Source organism: Quatrionicoccus australiensis (assembly GCF_020510525.1).
In the GTDB taxonomy this organism is placed as follows: domain Bacteria; phylum Pseudomonadota; class Gammaproteobacteria; order Burkholderiales; family Rhodocyclaceae; genus Azonexus; species Azonexus australiensis_B.
Map to the genome: position 1 here is coordinate 3,825,171 of NZ_CP075188.1, position 14,357 is coordinate 3,839,527.

14 protein-coding genes are annotated in these 14,357 nt (G+C 62.5%); 6 read left to right on the forward strand and 8 right to left on the reverse strand.

Annotated features, from left to right (window positions below; translation table 11 throughout):
• Nucleotides 1-66 precede the first annotated feature (66 nt).
• On the reverse strand, nucleotides 67-357 hold the full coding sequence (locus tag KI612_RS18095; RefSeq protein WP_226441447.1) for a co-chaperone GroES: 291 nt from the start codon (nucleotides 355-357) through the stop codon (nucleotides 67-69).
• A gap of 296 nt (nucleotides 358-653) precedes the next feature.
• Between KI612_RS18095 and rpoH the strand changes: the two genes are divergently transcribed.
• Together rpoH and KI612_RS18105 are read left to right on the forward strand one after the other, a co-directional pair.
• The gene (rpoH, locus tag KI612_RS18100; RefSeq protein ID WP_226441448.1) at nucleotides 654-1,517 is read left to right on the forward strand and encodes an RNA polymerase sigma factor RpoH; all 864 of its coding nucleotides are present in this window, start codon (nucleotides 654-656) and stop codon (nucleotides 1,515-1,517) included.
• 135 nt (nucleotides 1,518-1,652) lie between these two features.
• Nucleotides 1,653-2,207 carry an outer membrane protein assembly factor BamE gene (locus tag KI612_RS18105; RefSeq protein ID WP_226441449.1) on the forward strand — a complete coding sequence of 185 codons (555 nt, stop codon included), beginning with the start codon at nucleotides 1,653-1,655 and terminating at the stop codon, nucleotides 2,205-2,207.
• An 8-nt stretch (nucleotides 2,208-2,215) separates the two neighbouring features.
• On the opposite strand, the gene KI612_RS18110 is transcribed toward KI612_RS18105, so the two are convergent.
• From KI612_RS18110 to KI612_RS18140, 7 genes are all read right to left on the reverse strand, one after another.
• Complete coding sequence (locus KI612_RS18110) at nucleotides 2,216-2,980, reverse strand: TatD family hydrolase (protein WP_226441450.1); 765 nt, start codon at nucleotides 2,978-2,980, stop codon at nucleotides 2,216-2,218.
• The gene (locus KI612_RS18115) at nucleotides 2,974-4,227 is read right to left on the reverse strand and encodes a D-amino acid dehydrogenase (RefSeq protein ID WP_226441451.1); all 1,254 of its coding nucleotides are present in this window, start codon (nucleotides 4,225-4,227) and stop codon (nucleotides 2,974-2,976) included. Before KI612_RS18115 ends, KI612_RS18110 begins: the two co-directional genes overlap by 7 nt.
• The gene (locus KI612_RS18120) at nucleotides 4,224-6,377 is read right to left on the reverse strand and encodes a RelA/SpoT family protein (protein WP_226444289.1); all 2,154 of its coding nucleotides are present in this window, start codon (nucleotides 6,375-6,377) and stop codon (nucleotides 4,224-4,226) included. Before KI612_RS18120 ends, KI612_RS18115 begins: the two co-directional genes overlap by 4 nt.
• Nucleotides 6,378-6,397: 20 nt before the next feature.
• Complete coding sequence (gene rpoZ / locus KI612_RS18125; protein ID WP_226441452.1) at nucleotides 6,398-6,604, reverse strand: DNA-directed RNA polymerase subunit omega; 207 nt, start codon at nucleotides 6,602-6,604, stop codon at nucleotides 6,398-6,400.
• Nucleotides 6,605-6,620: 16 nt separating this feature from the next.
• Nucleotides 6,621-7,226 (reverse strand): guanylate kinase, encoded by a 606-nt coding sequence (gene gmk, locus KI612_RS18130; RefSeq protein ID WP_226441453.1) that lies wholly within the window; start codon nucleotides 7,224-7,226, stop codon nucleotides 6,621-6,623.
• Nucleotides 7,227-7,229: 3 nt separating this feature from the next.
• On the reverse strand, nucleotides 7,230-9,821 hold the full coding sequence (locus KI612_RS18135; RefSeq protein WP_226441454.1) for an ATP-binding protein: 2,592 nt from the start codon (nucleotides 9,819-9,821) through the stop codon (nucleotides 7,230-7,232).
• 207 nt (nucleotides 9,822-10,028) lie between these two features.
• Nucleotides 10,029-10,895 carry a YicC/YloC family endoribonuclease gene (locus KI612_RS18140; RefSeq protein WP_226441455.1) on the reverse strand — a complete coding sequence of 289 codons (867 nt, stop codon included), beginning with the start codon at nucleotides 10,893-10,895 and terminating at the stop codon, nucleotides 10,029-10,031.
• A gap of 75 nt (nucleotides 10,896-10,970) precedes the next feature.
• Here KI612_RS18140 and KI612_RS18145 point away from each other — a divergent pair, with 75 nt between their 5' ends.
• The 4 genes from KI612_RS18145 to rdgB all read left to right on the forward strand — a co-directional run bounded on the left by KI612_RS18145 (nucleotide 10,971) and on the right by rdgB (nucleotide 14,207).
• Nucleotides 10,971-11,918: a serine/threonine protein kinase gene (locus KI612_RS18145; RefSeq protein WP_226441456.1), complete on the forward strand. Its 948-nt coding sequence runs from the start codon at nucleotides 10,971-10,973 to the stop codon at nucleotides 11,916-11,918.
• Complete coding sequence (locus KI612_RS18150) at nucleotides 11,915-12,832, forward strand: PP2C family protein-serine/threonine phosphatase (protein WP_226441457.1); 918 nt, start codon at nucleotides 11,915-11,917, stop codon at nucleotides 12,830-12,832. Before KI612_RS18145 ends, KI612_RS18150 begins: the two co-directional genes overlap by 4 nt.
• An 8-nt stretch (nucleotides 12,833-12,840) precedes the next feature.
• On the forward strand, nucleotides 12,841-13,557 hold the full coding sequence (gene rph, locus KI612_RS18155) for a ribonuclease PH (RefSeq protein WP_226441458.1): 717 nt from the start codon (nucleotides 12,841-12,843) through the stop codon (nucleotides 13,555-13,557).
• A gap of 62 nt (nucleotides 13,558-13,619) precedes the next feature.
• Nucleotides 13,620-14,207 carry an RdgB/HAM1 family non-canonical purine NTP pyrophosphatase gene (gene rdgB, locus KI612_RS18160; RefSeq protein WP_226441459.1) on the forward strand — a complete coding sequence of 196 codons (588 nt, stop codon included), beginning with the start codon at nucleotides 13,620-13,622 and terminating at the stop codon, nucleotides 14,205-14,207.
• Nucleotides 14,208-14,357: the final 150 nt, after the last annotated feature.

The following is a 14,357-nucleotide window of genomic DNA, read 5'->3' on the forward strand; positions in this document are numbered from 1 at the left end:
CTCCTGAATTTTGATCTGTTTTTCCGGTTGACCGCTGGCCAACCGTAGCTTCTCGGGGTGCAGGAATTACTTCTGCAGAACGCCCATGATGTCTTCTTCACGCATGACCAGGACTTCCTGGCCATCGACCTTGACGGACTGGCCGGCGTACTTGCCGAACAGAACGCGGTCACCCACCTTGACGTCCAGGGCGATCTGCTTGCCGTTGTCGTCGCGCTTGCCCGGGCCAACGGCCAGGATTTCGCCCTGATCCGGCTTTTCGCCGGCGGAATCAGGAATGACGATGCCGGAAGCGGTGGTGCGTTCGGCTTCAACGCGCTTGACGATCACACGGTCGTGCAAAGGACGGATATTCATAAGACTAACTCCTCGTGGTTCACAGAGATGAAATTGGCCGGCACACCCGAAGGCGCCCGGGAACGGAGCGGGCTTTGTTAGCACTCGCATCCGGTGAGTGCTAAATAATAAGGTCGCCCCCCCGGGATTTCAAGAGGCGACCATAAAATAGAGATTCTCAGCCACCCGGCTGACGAATCGACTCACCTTGATTCGGCATGGCAATAACACGGCTCGGGAAACTTTTTCCACTATTAGCACTCACAGGCAGCGAGTGCTAGAATGTATTTGCAACCCTTGAAGGAGAAAACCACGCTATGACCCAAGCCTTGGCGCTTCCCATCCCGTCAGCAGTCGGTAACATCGATGCCTATATCCAGGCCGCGAACCGTTACCCCATGCTTTCCGAGGCTGAGGAGATCAGGCTGGCCGAGCGTTTCCATGATGAAGGTGATGTGGAAGCGGCCCGCCAGCTCGTGCTCTCGCATCTTCGCCTCGTCATCTCCATTGCCCGCGGCTATCTCGGCTACGGCCTGCCGCATGCCGACCTCATCCAGGAAGGCAACATCGGCCTGATGAAGGCAGTCAAACGCTACGACCCGACGCGCGGCGTGCGTCTGGTTTCGTTTGCCATGCACTGGATCAAGGCCGAGATTCACGAATACATCCTGAAGAACTGGCGCCTGGTCAAAGTGGCGACGACCAAGGCGCAGCGCAAGCTGTTCTTCAACCTGCGCAGCCTGAAGAACGACTACGAAGGCGTCGATACGCTGTCCGGCACGCAGGCCGGCGAAGTGGCGACCCGTCTCGGCGTCAAGCCGGAAGAAGTGGTCGAGATGGAAACCCGCCTGACCGGCCGCGACCTGGCGCTGGAAGGCAGCCCGGACGACAGCGACGAAGCTTTCGCGCCGATCGATTACCTTGCCGACTCGCGCTACGAGCCGACCCGCGTCATCGAGAACAAGGCGATTGCCCGGCAGCAGAACGAAGGCCTGCAGGAAGCGCTTGGCACACTCGATGCGCGCAGCCGCCGCATCATCGAGGCGCGCTGGCTGCATGACGGCGAAGCAGCAACGCTGCACGACCTGGCCGACGAGTTCTCGGTGTCGGCCGAGCGTATCCGCCAGATCGAAGTCAAGGCGCTGCAAAAGATGCGCGGCGCGCTGGCCGAAGCGGCCTGATCCCGTACAGGACATCCAGAAAGGGGAGCTTCGGCTCCCCTTTTTGTTGATGCAGGCTGGACTCGCCAATGCCATGCTCATTTCGCAAACGAAGCTGCTAGGATTGCCGTCCGCCCGCGAAAAGGAGTTACCACCTTGAAACTTGCCGCATTCCTTTGCCTCGCCGCGCTGAGCGCCGCAAACGCCGCCGCCGAGGGTTACGGTTTCCTGTGCTGCAACATGCGCACCGACGGCAACTGGATCAGCGACATCAATTATGCCGACAGCGGCAAGACGATGATTCCAGCCGGCACGCCACTGTCGATGGACGGCTACGGCAAGCACCGCGTCCTGTTAACGATCAATGGCCGCCGCCAGGCAATCGGCAATGACTACAGCCGCAACATGTCGCTCGATGCCTTCGCCAAACGCTATATCGTCGAGCAGGACCCGCTGATCAAACTGAAGTCTTATCCGAAAAAAATCCAGGAAGCGATCGGCAGCGCCCGCCTGATTCGCGGCATGAATCGCGAACAGGTGCTGATGGCGGTCGGCTATCCGGTCTATGACGAGAACCCGCTGATCGAGAGCAAGACCTGGCATTACTGGTTGAGCAGTTTTGAGGGCTTCGACGCCATTTTTGACGAAAACGGCGTGTTGACCGCTATCGAAGCCAGGCCGGAAGTCCGCCGCAAGGTCGTTGCGGAATAAGGACGGAGTCAGCCCAGCCCGGGCAATACGCGCCGGGCGTTGGCTGCGGTGATCGCCGCCAGCTCGTCCGGCGCCATGGCGCGCAACCCGGCCAGCACCTTGGCGATGCGCGGCAGTTCGGCTGGCGCATTGCGGCCGCGCGCCAGCCAGGCCGGCGGGATGTCCGGCGCATCGGTTTCAAGCACGATGGCGTCGAGCGGCAAATTCGCCGCCAGATCGCGGATACGCGTCGAGCCGCTGAAGGTCATGGCGCCGCCGAAGCCCAGCTTGAAGCCCAGTTTGATGAATTCGTCCGCCTGCTGCCGGCTGCCATTGAAGGCATGCGCGATACCGCCGCAGACCGGATGCCGGCGCAGGTATTTGAGCACCTGATCAACCGCCCGCCGGACATGCAGCAATACCGGCAAGTTGAATTCCTGCGCCAGTTTCAGTTGCTCGACGAAGAAAAAGGCCTGGCGCTCGGGATCGAGCCCGGCGACGTAATAATCCAGCCCGATCTCACCGAGCGCAACCGGCTGTTCAGCGCGCAGCCAGTCGCGCAATACGGTCAGATCTTCGTCTTTGGCCTGCATCACGTAAAGCGGATGAATGCCGTAGGCGGCGACACAGCCGGCATAACGGGCGACCGTGGTTTTGACCGCCGGAAAGGTGTCGACCGCTACGGCCGGCACCACGATGCGCCCGACGCCGGCGGCCAGCGCCGCCGCATGCACTGCATCGCGATCCGGCGAAAACTCGGCCGCATCGAGATGACAGTGGGTGTCGATCAGCATCGGATGAAGGGGAAATCCGGCGCCGCGCGCTGACCGCTCATCAAGTCGGCCAATGCCGCCGCCGAACCGCAGGACAGCGTCCAGCCCAGCGTGCCATGGCCGGTGTTGAGCCACAGGTTGTTGTAACGCGTGCGGCCGATGTACGGCAGATTGGACGGCGTCGCCGGGCGCAGGCCGCACCAGTATTCCGGCTCGGCGGCCAGCTCGAGGCCGGGAAACAGGCGCTGCGTGCGCTCGATCAAGGCCCGGCTGCGCACCGGATTGAGTTCGAGGTTGTAGCCGTTGAACTCGGCCGTGCCGGCGATGCGCAGGCGATTGCCGAAGCGCGAAAAGACCAGCTTGCGCTCGTCATCGGTCAGGCTGACGGTCGGCGCGACGCAACCATCGGCCAAAGTCAGCGTCGCCGAATAGCCCTTGGCCGGATAGACCGGCAAACCGATGCCGAGCGGTTTGAGCAGCAAGGGCGAATAGCTGCCCAGCGCCAGCACGTAGGCATCGGCGCGCAGCATGCGCGAAGTCTCGCCGTCATGCACCTGCACGCCGCTGATCCTGCCGTCAGCCGCCTCGATACGGTCGACCGTCGTATTCAGGCAAAAATCAACGCCGGCCGCCTGCGCCTTGTCGGCCAGCGCACGCGTGAATTTGTGGGCGTCGCCCGACTCGTCCGACGGCGTGTAATCGCCACCGACCAGCAGATGACGGGCGCCGCTCAGGGCCGGTTCGATTTCCAGGCATTTTTCGACGTCGACCGTCACACGATCCAGCCCGAATTCGCGCATGATGCGCGCCGCCTCGACGGCGCGTTCGCACTCGTCGGCTTCGGTGTAGATGTGCAGGATGCCGCGCTCGAGATGGTCGTAGCGCAGATCAAGTTCCTGGCGCAGCGCCTGCAACTGGCTGCGGCTGTAGAGCGCGAGGGCGACGATCGCCGCAATGTTGTGGCGCGTCCGGCCGGGCAGGCATTCGCGCAGGAAACGCAGGCCCCAGGCGAGTTGTGCCGGATCGGCCCGCCAGCGCCAGAGCAAGGGCGCATCCTCGCGCCCCAGCCATTTCAGCAAACGCGGCAGGACGTGCGGATTGGCCCAGGGTTCGGCATGCGAGACGGAAATCTGGCCACCGTTGGCAAAACTGGTCTCATTGCCCGCCACCGGCTGGCGATCGACGACCGTCACCGCGTGTCCGGCGCGGGCGAGATACCATGCGGTCGTGGTGCCGACAACGCCGGCCCCCAGCACGAGTACCCTCAAACCTCGCCCCCACGCTCCCGCACGATGCGGGTGACTTCCGGAATATGGCGCATGCCGCGCATCACGGCTGCCAGATGGTTGCGGTGCGCAACCTGGATGGTGAAGCGGAGCAGCGTGAACAGGTGCTCGGAATCGGCATCCATTGAGACATGCTCGATGTTCGAGCCGGCTTCGGCGATCGCCGCGGCAACCTGGGCGAGCACGCCACGCGTGTTCTTGACCTCGACCTTGATGCGGATGTCGAACAGTTTGCCCTCTTCCGGCTCCCATTCGACGTCGATCCATTTCTGCGGCTCGGCCGAGCGCGATTTGCGGATGCTCGGGCAATCGTGGGTATGAATCACCAGACCGCTGCCCTTCCTGATCGAACCGATGATCGGATCGCCCGGTATCGGCTGGCAGCAACGTGCCAGCTGGATCGCCATGCCCTCGGTGCCATGGATGGCGAGCGCCATGTTGCCCGGCTGGTCGGTGCCCATGTCCTCGCGCGCCAGCAGGCGACGGGCCACCACGGAAGGCAGGCGCTTGCCGAGGCCGATGTCGGTGTAGATCTCTTCGATGTTCTTCTGGCCGCTCGACTTGACCATCTGGTCCCAGGCATCGGCCGGAATCGAGATCGGCACGACGCCGAGCGAGAGCAGTTCCTGGCGCAGCAGGCGCTCGCCCAAACGCGACGACTCCTCGTTCTGCATGGTGCGCAGGAAGTGGCGGATCTTGCTGCGCGCCCGCCCGGTCTTGACGTAAGTCAGCCAGACCGGATTCGGGCTGGCCTGCGCCGAGGTGATGATCTCGACCAGATCGCCATTGCGCATCTCGGTGCGCAGCGGCGCCAGCTCGTGATTGACGCGCGCCGCCGAGCAGTGGTGGCCGACGTCGGTATGCACGGCGTAGGCAAAGTCGACCACGGTGGCGCCGCGCGGCAGTGCCATGATCTTGCCCTTGGGCGTGAACACGTAAACCTCGTCCGGGAAGAGGTCGATCTTGACGTTCTCGAAGAACTCGGACGAGTCGCCACTCTGCATCTCGAGCAGGGATTGCAGCCACTTGTGCGTCTTGATCTGCAGATCGGCGCCGCTATCCTCGATGTCCTTGTACAACCAGTGGGCGGCAACGCCCTCCTGCGCGACATGATGCATCTCGTGCGTGCGGATCTGCACTTCGACCGGCGTGCCGTACGGACCGATCAGCGTCGTGTGCAGCGACTGGTAGCCGTTCGCCTTGGGGATCGCGATGTAGTCCTTGAACTTGCCGGGCACGGGCTTGTAGAGACCATGCAGGGCGCCAAGGGCAAGGTAGCAGGTCGGCACATTCTCGACCACCACGCGAAAACCATAAATATCAAGCACCTGCGAGAAGGAGAGATGCTTTTCTTTCATCTTGCAGAAGGTTGAATACAGGCTCTTTTCGCGCCCGAATACCTCGGCCTTCAAGCCGGCACCGGAAAGCTTGTCGCGGATGCCGTCGAGGATGCGCGACAGCAGCTCCTTGCGATTGCCGCGCGCCGCCTTCATCGCCTTGGTCAGCACCTCGGCACGATGCGGGTGGATCAGGCGGAAACAGGTGTCCTGCAATTCGCGGTACAGCTTGTTCAGGCCCAGACGCAGCGCGATCGGCGCGTAGATCTCCAGGGTCTCGCGCGCAATGCGGGCGCGCTTGTCCTGGCGCATCGCCGACATCGTCGCCAGATTGTGCTGGCGGTCGGCGAGCTTGATCAGCACGACGCGCAAGTCGCGCGCCATCGCCATCAGCATCTTGCGGAAATTCTCGGCCTGCGCCTCCTGGTAGGAAGCGAACTCCATCTTGTCGAGCTTGGAGAGACCATCGACCAGCTCGGCGACTTCCTTGCCGAACAGGTCGGCCAGTTCGCGCTTGCTGGTGCCGGTGTCTTCCAGCACGTCATGCAGCAGCGCCGCCATCACGGCGTCGGCGTCCATGCGCCACTCGACGACGGCACCGGCCACGGCCAGCGGATGCGTGATGTAGGCTTCGCCGGACATGCGCTTCTGGTGCGCATGTGCCTTGGCCGAGAAGGCATACGCCTTCTCGATCTGGGCTACTTCATCCGGAGAAAGATAGTCGAGACTATCGAGAAAAACCCGGTAGGCGGGTTCTTCCATGGCAGGCGGTGGTGATGACGGCGTTGACCCCATCAGCATTCACCGCGCCGAACTCAGCCCAGACTGCGGTTGAGAATTTCGATGCCGATCTTGCCGGCACCCACTTCGCGCAGGGCAACGACCGTCGGCTTGTGCTTGCCGGCTTCGACCAGCGGCGTCGCGCCATTGGCCAGCTGACGGGCACGGTTAGCCGCCGTCAGGGTCATCTGGAAGCGGTTGGGAATTCTTTTCAGGCAGTCATCAATCGTAACGCGAGCCATGTAAAACCTCGGAAAATCAGATCATTCGGTCGAAGAGGGCAGCGTGCCGGGCAGCTTGCGCGGCGTACTGCAGACGGGATGCACGCACCACGGCGCGCAGATCAAGCAAAGCCTCTTCCAGTTGGTTGTTAATAATAACATAGTCGAATTCCCCGACATGGTGCATCTCGGCCTGTGCCGCGGCCAGACGGCGGGCAATGACGTCGGCGGCATCGGTGCCGCGCCCGGTCAGCCGGCGTTCCAGCTCTTCCATCGAGGGCGGCAAAATGAAGATGCCGATCGCGTCGGGAAACTGCTGCCGCACCTGCTGTGCGCCCTGCCAGTCGATTTCGAGCAAAACATCGGCGTCGACCGCCAGCTGGTCGGCAATCCATTTTTTCGAGGTGCCGTAGAAATTGCCGTGTACCTCGGCCCATTCGAGAAACTCGCGCCGCTCGATCATGGCGCGGAAGGTTGCCGTATCGACGAAATGGTATTCGCGGCCATCCTGCTCACCCGGCCGCGGCTGGCGGGTGGTGAAGGAGATCGACAGGCGCACCGGCTCGGCTTCGAGCAGGAGACGTACAAGCGTGGTCTTGCCGGCGCCGGACGGGGCGGCGACGACATAAAGATTTCCGGCCATGGTTTATTCCTGGGTTGGGCGTTTCTGATCAGCGACTGCCCGCGGCAGCCAGTGCAGCAGTTTACTGAAAAGTAGCTCCGGGTTGACCGGCTTCGGAATGTGATCGTTCATTCCCGCCACCAGACAACGCGCCCGATCGGCATCGAAGGCATTGGCCGTCATCGCCAGAATCGGCGTCTGGCGGTAGGCGGGCATGGCGCGAATCAGTCGCGTTGCTGTGAAACCATCCATCTCCGGCATCAACAGATCCATCAGGATCAGGTCGTAGCAGACAGCGCCTGCCATGCGCACGGCCAGCACACCGTTCTTGGCCAAATCAACTTGCAGCCCGGCAAAGTCGCGCAGCAATTCCAGCGCCACCTCCTGGTTGATCTCATCGTCTTCAACCAGCAGCAGGCGGGCGGTGCAGCAACTTTCCCGAAGTTCGGCTTCATTGCTTGCCGGGGCGGTGAAATTGACCTCTTCCGGACGGTCGACCGCTGCCAGCTTGCCAAAACGGACATTGATCCAGAAGGTGCTGCCGACACCCAGCGTGCTCTCGACACCAACCGCGCCCCCCATCAGCTCACCCAGCCGCCGGTTGATCGCCAACCCGAGACCGGTGCCGCCATACTGGCGGGTCGTCGAGTTGTCCGCCTGCTCGAAGGCCATGAAGAGACGCGGCAACACCTCCGCCGCAATGCCGATCCCGCTGTCCTGCACTTCGAAACGGGCGAGCAGCGAGCTTTCGTCTTCCTCGATCACCCTTGCCCGCAATTCGATGCCACCCGTCGCGGTGAACTTGATCGCATTCGCCAGGTAGTTGAGCAGCGCCTGCGACAAACGCGTCCGGTCGCCCACCACCAGCGGCGGCAAATCACCCGCCGAGGTCGTGAATGACAGGCCCTTGGCCTGCGCCCGCCCGGCATATAGCCCGCCCAGTTCGGCAAGCACATCGGCCACGGCAAAAGGCGCCGACTCGATGACCAGCTTGCCCGATTCGATCTTCGAGATATCGAGCACGTCGTTGATGATCGCCATCAGGTGACGGGCCGAGCTTGATATCTTGTCCAGACGGTCAGCCTGCGCCGGCGTCAGCAACTCCCGCTGCAACAGATGGGTCAGGCCGATGATGGCATTCATCGGCGTCCGGATCTCGTGACTCATGTTGGCCAGGAAGCTGCTCTTGGCGCGACTGGCCGACTCTGCCGCCTCCTTGGCGCCCTCCAGTTCGACCGTACGTTCGCGCACCAGACTTTCGAGGTGCTGGCGATAGTTTTCCAGCTCCTTTGCGTTGTTCTTCTGCTCATCGATATCGGTGATCAAGCCGACCAGCCCGACCGGATAGCCGCGCCCATCCAGCAGGGGCCGGGCACAGAGAAAACCCCAGAACATGCTGCCATCACCGCGCCGATAAGCCCGTTCATGGCGGGCAAAGGGCACCTCGGCCGTGAGCAGGCGTCGCAACAAGTCTGCGGCCACCGCGCGCTCGGCATCGACAACATATTGCAGGTAATCGCTACCGGTCAGCTGCTCGAGCCGGCAAGCCAGCATCACGGCCATGCGCTCGTTGGCATGCGTGATCCGCCCCTGCGCATCAAGCAGAAATATGGCGCCGTCGGATGCCTCGAAGATGGTCCGCAGCATCCCTTCGCGATCCGCCAGACGCCGCGCATAACGCTGCAGGAGCAACACGCACAGACCACTCAGCACGATGAAGACGACCAGCAGCACAAGCGTCGTCCACACCTGGTTGCGCCAGGGAGCGAGGTAATCGTCTTCGGCCACCCCGACATTGACATAGAAGCGGTACTGCGGATTGAAGCGGAAAACATGCAGGCGCGGCATCCCGTCAACACTGCTGTCACCCGCCCGATAAACCCCGTGCAAAGGGTTCTCCGCAAGCGCCGCGTGATAATCGTCGGAAACCACCGTCGAGCCATACTTCACCACCGCGCCAATTTTCGGCAGGCGAACAATCACCCCGAGATCGGCATCGCGCAGACTGACCGTGCCATGCGCTCCCAGTTGCAAGGCGCCGAAATGCTTTTCGAAATGTTCAAGACTCAGACTGGCGTAGGCAACCCCGGCAAACGCCCCGTGCCGGTCGTTGAGACGGCGCGCCAGGACGATTGCCCACTTGCCGCTGATCCGGCCGACGACCGGCTTGGAAATGACCAGTCCGGCAACCGGATCAGTCCGCAGGCGATTGAAATAGTCACGATCGGCCAGGCTCGAATTGGCCCCGGTCTCGCCGCCCGCATCGGCAATGCTCAGGCGCTGCATCGACTCCTGACGGGCCGCCAGACGTTCCAGGAACGCATCCATGTCGCTGCGCCCCACCGGACCGAGCTGCGCCCGCCGCTCATATTCATCGGCTACCGAGCGCAGGATCAGATCAACTTTTTCCAGCGAAGCCGCGACATCGCGTTCAAGCACCTGGGTCAGGTTCTCCGCCTCCAGCGTGGCACTGGTTCGGACGTGCTCGAGACCTGCCCGGAGAAACAAGCCGGCGAATGCGCAAATGCACAGGACCACCGCCAACCAGCCGGCAAACAGTTGCCAGGCCAGCATCCGCGGCGAAACCGTCGAGGCATTTTGAATCGGGATCGGCACGCCGGGCAGCCTCCTTTGCTGGACCTGAAAAACCCGGAATGCGGACAAGCAACGCACTGGGGTAGCAAATGCCTTATGAAAAAGGCATTGCCAGTCTAGCGCAAAAAGAGGTGAGGCAGCACAGCAGGAATGCATCGGGCATGCGATGCCCGGTCGCGAAAAGCAAGCCGGGCTTGCCCCGACCTGCCCGCCCCGAAAACGCCGGCCTTATTCCAGGTTCTGGATCTGCTCGCGCATCTGCTCGATGAGCAGTTTGAGATCGACCGAGGCTTGCGACACCTCGGTAATCGCCGATTTCGAACCGAGCGTATTGGCTTCGCGATTGAGTTCCTGCATCAGGAAATCGAGACGCTTGCCGCTGGCGCCGCCCTGCCGGAGGACGCGTTCGACTTCATCGAGATGCGTGCCGAGACGGCTCAGTTCTTCGGCAACATCGATGCGCGTCGCGAACACGGCGACTTCCTGCATGATGCGGTCGTCGCTGGCATTGCCGAGGGCTTCCTGCAGACGCTGGCGCAGCTTGTCGGCAAACAGGGCCTGCGCTTCGGGAATGCGCGGCGCCACGTTGCGCACGATGTCGCGCATGGCGTTCACCCGGTCGACGATCATTGCAGCCAGTTTTTCACCTTCACGACCGCGGCTGGCGGTGAATTCGTCGAGCACTTCGCGGGCCAGCGCCAGCACCGGTGCATTGAAGGTGGCAAAGTCAATCGACTGGTCACCGAACATGCCCGGCCAGCGCAGCACGTCATTGACCGAGAGCGGCCGCGCTTCCGGCATCGCTTCGCGAACGCGCGCATTGAGCACGGTCAGCGAGCCGAGCAGATCGGCGTTGAGTTCGAGCTGGTCGGCGCGCGCCGCCGAGGCATTGAAGGACAGACGACACTCGATCTTGCCGCGCGCCAGACGCGAGGCAAGCAGTTCACGCAACGGCATCTCGAGCGCACGCAAATCTTCGCTGATGCGAAAATGAAAATCGAGATAGCGGGAATTGACGCTTTTAAGCTCAAGTTGCAGCGTTCCGCGCTCGATATCGCGCGTTTTAACTGCATAACCGGTCATACTTGAAATCATGTCTGGAGTGTCTCCGCTTTACAGGCCGGACAACACGCCCGAAAATGCCTGATACGCATCATAACCGCGAGCCCAATGGCGCAACAAGCCAATCAGCCGTTACCCAACGGCTTCCAACTGGAAGAGTACACGATAGACCGCCAGCTCTCGCTCGGCGGCTTTTCCATCGTCTACCTGGCGACCGATGCCGACGACCAGCAGGTCGCGATCAAGGAGTACCTGCCGAACAGCCTGGCACTGCGCAATGACGGCGACGTCAAACCGGTGATCACGGCCGAGCACCTCGGCGCCTTCCGCTACGGCATGAAGTGCTTCTTCGAGGAAGGCCGCTCGCTGGCCAAGCTGTCGCACCCGAACGTGATCCGCGTGCTCAACTTCTTCCGCGCCAACGACACCGTGTACATGGTCATGGAATACGAACACGGCCGCACGCTGCAGGAATTCATCCACAAGCATCAGGGCCACATTTCGGAACGTTTCATCCGCGGCGTCTTCACCCGCATGCTGAACGGCCTGCGCGAGGTGCATGCGCACAAGCTGCTGCACCTCGACCTCAAGCCCTCGAACATCTACCTGCGCGGCGACAACACGCCGGTCCTGATCGACTTCGGCGCCGCCCGCCAGACTCTGGTCACCGACCAGCCCATCCTCAAGCCGATGTACACCCCGGGCTTTGCTTCGCCCGAGCACTACGGCTCGCGCAAGGATCTCGGGCCGTGGAGCGACATCTACAGCGTCGGCGCCTCGATGTATGCCTGCCTGGCCGGCTCTGCGCCGCAGGCCGCCGACGAGCGCATGAAAAAAGACACGCTGGGCCCGGCGATGATGCGCTGGGAAGGCCAGTACTCCGACCGCCTGCTCGAGATCATCGACTGGTGCCTGAACCTCAACCATCTTTACCGGCCGCAAAGTGTCTTCACGCTGCAGAAGGCACTGGTCGAAACGATTACGCCGCCCAGCCCCAAGGATGCCGAGCACTGGCTGGACCGCCTGGTCGGAAAATTCCGGAAGCCGACTAAATGAGATTCAGCATTTATCAGGACAGCCTGCAGGGCGGCCGCGCCAACAACGAGGACCGCACCACCTATTGCTACTCGCGCGACGCACTGCTGATGGCGGTGGCGGACGGCATGGGCGGCCACCATTACGGCGAGATCGCCGCGCAGATCGCCATCCAGACACTGGCCGACAGCTTCCAGCACGAAGCGCAGCCGCTGATCGGCGACCCGTTCCGCTTCCTGCAGAAGGCAATGAGCAATGCGCACCACGCCATTCTCGATTACGCGACCCTGCATCACCTGAAGGACTCGCCGCGCACCACCTGCGTCGCCTGCCTGGTCCAGGACAATGTCGCCTACTGGGCGCATGCCGGCGACTCGCGCCTGTTCCTGATGCGCGATGGCAAGGTCATTACCCAGACACGCGACCACTCGCGCGTCCGCCTGCTCATCGAGGAAGGCCTGATTACCGAAATCCAGGCCGCCCATCACCCGGACCGCAACAAGATCTACAGCTGCCTGGGCAGCCCGACCCCGCCGGAAATCGAGTTTTCGCGCAAGACGCCGCTCGAACACGGCGACATCCTGCTGCTCTGCAGCGACGGCTTGTGGGGCGTCACGTCCGGCGAGCAGATGGCGATCAGCCTGCATGGCACCAACCTGCTCGAAGCCGTGCCGACCCTGATGAAACAGGCCGAAATCAAGGGTGGACCGCATGGCGACAACCTCTCCGTGGTTGCCGTGCACTGGGAGCAAAGCTATGTCGAGGAAGCAACCAGCTCGATCTCGACGCAGACCATGACCCAGGGCGAAGTGACGACGCGGCTTGAAGAGTTCGGGCGCAACCCGGCTTACAAGAGCGATCTGACCGAAGACGAAATTGAAAAGGCGATTGAGGAAATCCGCAACGCCATCGACAAATACAACCCGAAAAAATAAGGAATTCCATGCGCCCCAGCCAACGCCAGGCCGACCAGCTCCGCCAGGTCCGCATCACCCGCAACTTCACCCGCCACGCCGAAGGCTCGGTGCTGATCGAGATGGGCGACACCCGCGTCCTGTGCAATGCCAGCGTCGAAGAAAACGTGCCGCCCTTCCTGCGCGGCAAGGGCCAGGGCTGGGTCACCGCCGAATACGGCATGCTGCCGCGCGCCACCCATTCGCGCAGCTCGCGTGAAGCCGCCAAGGGCAAGCAGACCGGCCGCACCCAGGAAATCCAGCGCCTGATCGGGCGCAGCCTGCGCGCCGTGGTCGATCTCAAGGCCCTCGGCGAACGTCAGATCACGCTCGACTGCGATGTTCTGCAGGCCGACGGCGGCACCCGTTGTGCGTCGATCACCGGCGCCTGGATCGCGCTCTACGAAGCCTGCGAGAAGCTGGTCACCGCCGGCAAGCTGCCCGCCAACCCGGTGCGCGACCACGTCGCCGCCGTTTCGGTCGGCATCTACAACGGCGCCCCGGTACTCGACCTCGATTACCCGGAAGACTCCAACTGCGATACCGACATGAACGTCGTGATGACTGGCGCCGGCGGCATCGTCGAAGTCCAGGGCACGGCCGAGGGCGAACCGTTTACCCGCCAGCAGATGAACGTACTGACCGACCTCGCCGAAGCCGGCATCCGTCAACTGATCGCCGCGCAGCAAAGCGCGCTGGCCAGCTGAGCATTTTTCCCATTTTCCAGCGGTCGACCGCTGGAAAAAGCACTTTTTCAGATTTCTGAACCATGAAAAAACTCGTCCTCGCCTCCAACAACGCCAAGAAGATGAAGGAACTCAACGCGCTGCTCGCGCCGCTCGGTTTCGAGGTCATCGCGCAGGGCGAGCTCGGCATCCCGGAAGCCGAAGAGCCGCACAGCACCTTCGTCGAGAACGCGCTGGCCAAGGCGCGCCATGCATCCAGGCTGTCCGGCCTGCCCGCCCTCGCCGACGACTCCGGCCTGTGCGTTGCGGCGCTCGGCGGCGCCCCCGGCGTCTATTCGGCGCGCTATGCCGGAGAGCCGAAATCGGATGCGCGCAACAATGAAAAGCTGTTCGCCGAGCTCGGCAGCAACCCGGACCGGCGCGCCCATTTCGTCTCGGTACTGGTGCTGGTCCGCCACGCCGACGACCCGCAACCGCTGATCGCCGAAGGCGAATGGCACGGCGAAATCCTGCCGGCTTCGCGTGGCGACGGCGGCTTCGGCTACGACCCGCTGTTCTTCGTGCCGGCCTTCGGCCAGACCGCGGCCGAACTCGACGCCGACACCAAAAACCGCGTCTCGCATCGCGGCCAGGCCATGCAGAAGCTGATCGAGCGGCTGCCGGCCCTGTAAACAGCACGGCAATATCGTCGCGGGACTAAGCAACAGCCATTGGAAATGGCGTGCGGAAAAAGCGGGAACAACATACCAGCCCATTTTTCAGGGAGATAATTCACCCCCGCATTTTTTGCGCGACGCGTGGATACGCAAAATTTTTAACAT

Bases quoted from the DNA above. Each gene is read 5' to 3' on its own strand.
- KI612_RS18095 (WP_226441447.1), bottom strand. From the start codon at position 357: ATGAATATCCGTCCTTTGCACGACCGTGTGATCGTCAAGCGCGTTGAA.
- rpoH (WP_226441448.1), top strand. From the start codon at position 654: ATGACCCAAGCCTTGGCGCTTCCCATCCCGTCAGCAGTCGGTAACATC.
- KI612_RS18110 (WP_226441450.1), bottom strand. From the start codon at position 2,980: ATGCTGATCGACACCCACTGTCATCTCGATGCGGCCGAGTTTTCGCCG.
- KI612_RS18120 (WP_226444289.1), bottom strand. From the start codon at position 6,377: ATGGGGTCAACGCCGTCATCACCACCGCCTGCCATGGAAGAACCCGCC.
- rpoZ (WP_226441452.1), bottom strand. From the start codon at position 6,604: ATGGCTCGCGTTACGATTGATGACTGCCTGAAAAGAATTCCCAACCGC.
- gmk (WP_226441453.1), bottom strand. From the start codon at position 7,226: ATGGCCGGAAATCTTTATGTCGTCGCCGCCCCGTCCGGCGCCGGCAAG.
- KI612_RS18140 (WP_226441455.1), bottom strand. From the start codon at position 10,895: ATGATTTCAAGTATGACCGGTTATGCAGTTAAAACGCGCGATATCGAG.
- KI612_RS18145 (WP_226441456.1), top strand. From the start codon at position 10,971: ATGGCGCAACAAGCCAATCAGCCGTTACCCAACGGCTTCCAACTGGAA.
- KI612_RS18150 (WP_226441457.1), top strand. From the start codon at position 11,915: ATGAGATTCAGCATTTATCAGGACAGCCTGCAGGGCGGCCGCGCCAAC.
- rph (WP_226441458.1), top strand. From the start codon at position 12,841: ATGCGCCCCAGCCAACGCCAGGCCGACCAGCTCCGCCAGGTCCGCATC.
- rdgB (WP_226441459.1), top strand. From the start codon at position 13,620: ATGAAAAAACTCGTCCTCGCCTCCAACAACGCCAAGAAGATGAAGGAA.